The organism is Bradyrhizobium sp. th-b2 (assembly GCF_000426785.1).
GTDB classification, from domain to species: Bacteria; Pseudomonadota; Alphaproteobacteria; order Rhizobiales; family Xanthobacteraceae; genus Bradyrhizobium; species Bradyrhizobium septentrionale.
Genome location: NZ_AUGA01000171.1, coordinates 1 through 5,110 on the forward strand (window position 1 = coordinate 1; position 5,110 = coordinate 5,110).

The 5,110-nt window shown below is 57.6% G+C and carries 6 protein-coding genes; 3 read left to right on the top strand and 3 right to left on the bottom strand.

All coding sequences use genetic code 11. From position 1 onward, the window contains the following. A partial coding sequence (locus tag K359_RS64100) for a hypothetical protein (RefSeq protein ID WP_035978462.1) occupies positions 1-188 on the bottom strand: 188 nt, incomplete at its 3' end. Positions 189-550: 362 nt separating this feature from the next. Between K359_RS64100 and K359_RS0146875 the strand changes: the two genes are divergently transcribed. Continuing rightward, positions 551-1,861, top strand: a complete 1,311-nt coding sequence (locus K359_RS0146875; protein WP_029085133.1) for an adenylate/guanylate cyclase domain-containing protein — start codon at positions 551-553, stop codon at positions 1,859-1,861. A gap of 307 nt (positions 1,862-2,168) precedes the next feature. On the opposite strand, the gene K359_RS0146880 is transcribed toward K359_RS0146875, so the two are convergent. Next, positions 2,169-2,387, bottom strand: a complete 219-nt coding sequence (locus K359_RS0146880) for a hypothetical protein (RefSeq protein ID WP_029085134.1) — start codon at positions 2,385-2,387, stop codon at positions 2,169-2,171. Positions 2,388-2,594: 207 nt separating this feature from the next. Between K359_RS0146880 and K359_RS56330 the strand changes: the two genes are divergently transcribed. Then, the gene (locus K359_RS56330) at positions 2,595-3,248 is read left to right on the top strand and encodes a sensor histidine kinase (protein ID WP_051346836.1); all 654 of its coding nucleotides are present in this window, start codon (positions 2,595-2,597) and stop codon (positions 3,246-3,248) included. 31 nt (positions 3,249-3,279) lie between these two features. After that, the gene (locus tag K359_RS0146890; protein WP_029085135.1) at positions 3,280-3,504 is read left to right on the top strand and encodes a hypothetical protein; all 225 of its coding nucleotides are present in this window, start codon (positions 3,280-3,282) and stop codon (positions 3,502-3,504) included. 1,335 nt (positions 3,505-4,839) lie between these two features. Here K359_RS0146890 and K359_RS0146895 read toward each other — a convergent pair. Next, positions 4,840-5,110: transposase domain-containing protein (locus K359_RS0146895; protein WP_029083799.1), on the bottom strand; the 271-nt coding region annotated here is incomplete at its 5' end.

The following is a 5,110-nucleotide window of genomic DNA, read 5'->3' on the forward strand; positions in this document are numbered from 1 at the left end:
ATTTGCATTCGGCCCTGCGTGGTCATTCGCAGCCTGCCCGATAGTTCGACCATGTAACCCATTTCGATCAGCCGGGCGCTGTGTTCGGCCGGGATCACTGCTGGAGGGCTGGTTACGCCAGACGGCTTGCCGACTATAAGCAAGGAAGCAAACCCTTCCGGGCTAAGCGGTTTCGTTTTTGAGACCATGATCCGAGTATGGCCATATCTTGCAGTTCCGGATGTTCAATTTTGAACACAGAATTGCAAATAAGGCCGCCTCAGTTGGCAGCCTTATTCATTTATTGATGCGATGCCATTTCGCCTCTCGGCCCGAAGCAGACCGACCGGGCCGCTCTAACGATGTTCGTTGATTGGGGCAGACCGGAAGTTGCTGGCGAGGCGTCAAACTGGCGCGAATGACCCGAATGAGACATTCGACGGCTGGCCAGAACGAGCCAAAAGCCACTTTTTTAGGTGTCTGCCCGTTGGGACCTGCGATAGACTGCCCTCTCTGTGTGCTTGCGCAAATTTAATGATGTATCATTGTTTTTCGCGGCGGGCGTCGGCCTATGAATGATTTTGTTCTGCCCGAGACGCGCTATGCCCTTAGCGGCGAGGTCAACATCGCTTATCAAACCATGGGCGACGGGCCGATCGACATCGTGCTGGTACCCGGCATGGTCTCGCATGTCGAGTTCGCGCATGAACTGGCCGGCTACACGACCTTCTTGCGCCGCCTTTCCAGCTTTGCCCGGGTCGTTACCTTCGACAAGAGGGGGCAGGGACTGTCTGACAGGATCTCCGGCGCGCCATCCCTTGAGCAGCGGATGGATGATGTCCGCGCCGTCATGGATGACGTCGGATCGCAGCAAGCCGCACTTTTGGGTTTTTCCGAAGGCTCACCGATGAGCGCGCTGTTCGCCGCGACGTATCCCGAGCGGGTATCTCATCTCCTGCTGTTCGGTGGTTTCGCCAAGGGATTTAACACGGAAGAAGCGATCTTGGAACGGGTGAAGCTTTGGGGTACGGGAGCCATGATCAAAACGCTCATGCCCAGTCAGGCGGCGAGTCCCAGGGCAGTTACTCAACTTGCGAAATACCAGCGGTTGTCGGCCACACCCGGCGCTCTAAAGGCGTTCCTGTTGTTGAACAGTCAAATCGATGTCAGATCGATACTTCCGACCGTGCGTACTCCAACGCTCGTGTTGCATCGTCGAGCCGATGCTCAGGTGACGGTCGAACGAGGCCGCGACTTGGCGGCGCAAATCCCTGGTGCCAAGTATATTGAATATTCCGACAATGCCGACCACGCGTTCTTTTCCGGCGACACAGAAGCGTTGCTTGGCGACATCGAGGAATTTGTCACCGGCCATCCTGCGGGTTATTCGACAGAGCTTGAGCGGATTCTCGCCACGGTCCTGTTTACCGATATCGTGGATTCCACGCGCAACGCGGCCGCGATGGGTGACCAGAACTGGCGCCGGATGCTGGACAGTCACGACCAACTCGCGCGACAGATGGTCGAGAAGCATCGCGGGATTCTGGTGAAAAGCACCGGCGACGGCATTTTGGCGACCTTCGATGGGCCCGGCCGCGCGGTCCGATGTGCACTGGCGCTCGGCTCGGCCAGCCAGCAAATCGGGTTGCCGTTGCGGGCAGGTCTCCATACCGGCGAGATCGAATTGAGAGGGCGGGACATCGGGGGTATTGCGGTTCACGCTGCCGCGCGAGTAATGGCGCAATCGCAGTCGAGCGAGGTCTTGGTATCAAGGGTCGTCACCGATCTCGTGGCAGGTGCGGGCCTTAAATTCTCCGAGCGCGGATCGCATGAACTAAAGGGCCTTCCGGGCCGCTGGGATTTATTCGCCGCGACCTTGTAATAAGGCCCAAAATTTCTTTTGCGGCACGAAAAAGGATCCGCGCGGGGTACATACCAATGTCGGCTCTTGGGGGTAGGCGACAGCCACCCGAGCGGACGGTGACTTCCGGAATTGGCCCTTTTCGGACGTGCCGCACTGGCTATCGAAAGTCCGGTGTCGGGGGTGAAGCGGACTTCACGGTTGTGCGTTCCGACTTCCGAGTGTGACCCAAGGCGGTCATCGTTTTGAAGCTACCAGCAGGACCCGAACTGAAAGAGTCGTGCGTGGTTGGGAGGCCCCGACAGCCACGCACGAAATGGTCCGCGAGCTACTCGGCTGCATTGTCTGAAAGAACAGAGAAGTCCTTCGACTTCTGGCCATCCTCGACTTCCGCAAATCCCTCCGCAGCCATGCCGCGTTTGAGCAACTCCCGTATTGCCGCCGCCCTGCTCGGCATCCGCTTTGCAAAGCGCCACGTATCAACGATCCGGAGTTCCGCGTGCGTGAGCATAATTTGGAGCCGCTCGCCTCGACTGAGTTCACCCATCTGAGCCCTCCCGTGAAAACTCACTCCTAAAACGTAAGAAGCCAATAATTAGTTCCGTACGGTTTATACTCACTAGTCTCATCTTTGGTGTTAGGTAATTAGAACCACAAAGGCATCCAATGTGCAGGTAACGTATTGAACTTACTATCATTTTATTGATTTTTCGGTCCTTCGAAGCGCAATCTGTCTGTTTGAAGGGAGCGAAAAATGTCAATTCAGATCGAATATGGAAGCGTAGGGGTGGCCGAGGCCGACCACCGGATCGCGAACAACTTGGCCAGCCTGAGCGGTGTTATTCGCGGCCAGCGCAAAGCTATTTCCAAAAGCGGCAGAACCTTTACGACCGAGCAGGTTTGCATGTTGCTCGACGACATTGACGCGCGCATTGAGGTCACGGCGAAGCTCCACAAGTCGTTGGCGCAGGCCGTCAACGGCAATGGAGTAAACCTGGGCGATTTCCTGGAAGAAATTTCCGTGCTGATCAGCACGCTCAGCCCGGACGGTAGGATGGACTTAACGGTCGATAATGCTTGCGACGGCTACATCGACCCGCGTCACGCACTTCACGCCGGACTCATTACCGCCGAGCTACTTACAAACGCTAGCAAGTATGCGCATCCGGCTGGCTTGGTCGTGAAGGTCAACATACGCTGCGAGGCGAATGACGATGGATCATTCATGGTGGAAGTGACGGACGACGGCGTCGGTTTCCCGGAAAATTTCGATCCTTCGTCGGATGGGGGGCTTGGCTTCCAGCTCATGCGGGCTTTGGCAAATGGGCTGAATGCCGAACTTCAATTTGAACACGACAGCCTTGGTGTTCGCGCTCGCCTCATTAAACCAAAACATTTGGCGGCGTAAATTCATAGGCACAGCACCAGGAGAAACTAGCATGGCGTCCATTCTGCCGTTTATCCGAAAGGCCGGAACCGTCTTTGATGATCGAGTTACGGAGATCATGGGCGAGGCATTCGACAGAGCCCGCAAAGACCTACACGATACCGGACAACCGCCAATCGTTTACGAAGTCATTGCCAAGCGCATCATTGATGCAGCCAGGAATGGGGAGCGCGACCCTGTCCGATTGCGCAATGCCGGACTATCGGCACTCGGTTGAATGACGACACAAAGAGACAAGCTAGTCCGCCCTAGTTGGCGCCGGTTGCGCTCCCACCTTCAACCGAAAGATGGAGCAACGCCATGCAGCGACGCCGTTTCAGTCAAACCCAATCCCTTGAAGCGCGACTTGCCGAAGAGGCGAAGCGATTACGTGAGGCAGCCAAATTGCTCCCACCCGGCCCTGAGCGCGATGAAATGATCCGCAAAGCCGGACGGGCCGAAACCGGATCACACATGAGCGTATGGCGACGCTCGCCCGAACTGCAGCCGCCAAAGTGATAGCTAATCGGCCATGGACGCCTGAGGGCGAGGAGGAGCTGTTGGAGCTTCACGCTTCTGGCCGTTGCGGTTGGTAGGGAAAAGGCTCGGCAGACCGAACCCGCAGTTGGCCGCGCCGGGGTGCTGAAAGCGAAACAGGCCAAAGCCAAGAAAGAGTAAGCGCGCCTCAGTTGGCGGCCTCTATTATTTCAAGTGTCACCTGTTGGCCCTTCTCGGAAGTGCCGCGCTGGCTATCGAAGTCCGGTGACGGGGTTTAAGCGGACGTCACGATTGCGCCCTCCGACTTCGGAGTTTGACCCAGGCCGTGTGAAAAGGCTCTGTTTGGTGTGATTCGCGCGATAGCGAGGGCAGTTCCACCGCCGGCTTCGGTAATTAGTGCGTGCTCCAGCTGTGCATATTCGCACCCTTGGGGCTGAAGATGGAGCAGCAAGGCTGGGCCCTACTCGAGGTCAGCCCGACAGTTTGCAGCGGTTACACCGCGGTTGCAGTTTCTCCAATTCGGCGCGCTTCCATATCCTCCGCTTCGATGTGCGCGAGTGCACTCGGTACTGTGCGGGTCGATCAAGCTCGGATGCGTCGGCTAATGTATTTTGACGCATGGGCGTGCACAGTGGGTCACACCTGGGACACCACGAATTCGCGCTTCGTAATGACGGGGTCGGGGGTTCGAGTCCCTCTTGCGGCACCAAGCATCGCATTGAAAATATTGAATATTTTGTAATCGCTATTTTAGCGAGCCATTCTTATTACGACAAAGGAACCACCGCGTAACCACGCCTGCGCCGGAAGTCCCCCCAAGGGTGGTCGGCGGTCTCTGAGGCAAATCGCCGCCGAGCTCAAGGCCAAGGGCTTCTTCAACGAACGCGGCAAGATGGCTCTCGGCCCTATCAGTGGCTTCAATGCTCAAGCGGTGCTTGCCTTCAGCCCGGACACGCCAAGTCGCCACAGGTCAAGTTCCCCTCAACTCTACGTACGCATACGACGGAGGCCGCCTGATTGACGCATGCGCGCGGGCACGGCGAGGTCTATGATGGCATTGGGTGAAGGGTGAAGGTCAGGCGGCCTGCTGATTGGCTGGCTTGTCGGCCTGGCGCAGGAGCTTCCATTCCCAGGGCAAGAGCTCGTGCAGACGCGATGCGGGATGATCGGCGATACGGGCCAGGACGTCGGCGAGCCAGGCCTTGGGATCGACGTCGTTGAGGCGACAGGTCGTGATCATCGTCAGCATGATGGCGGCACGGTCGGCGCCGCGCTGGCTGCCGGCGAAGGTCCAGTTGCGCCTTCCCAAGGCGATGCCTCTCAATGCGCGCTCAGCGCAATTGTTG

Bases quoted from the DNA above. Each gene is read 5' to 3' on its own strand.
- K359_RS0146880 (WP_029085134.1), bottom strand. From the start codon at position 2,387: ATGGGTGAACTCAGTCGAGGCGAGCGGCTCCAAATTATGCTCACGCAC.
- K359_RS0146890 (WP_029085135.1), top strand. From the start codon at position 3,280: ATGGCGTCCATTCTGCCGTTTATCCGAAAGGCCGGAACCGTCTTTGAT.
- K359_RS56330 (WP_051346836.1), top strand. From the start codon at position 2,595: ATGTCAATTCAGATCGAATATGGAAGCGTAGGGGTGGCCGAGGCCGAC.
- K359_RS0146875 (WP_029085133.1), top strand. From the start codon at position 551: ATGAATGATTTTGTTCTGCCCGAGACGCGCTATGCCCTTAGCGGCGAG.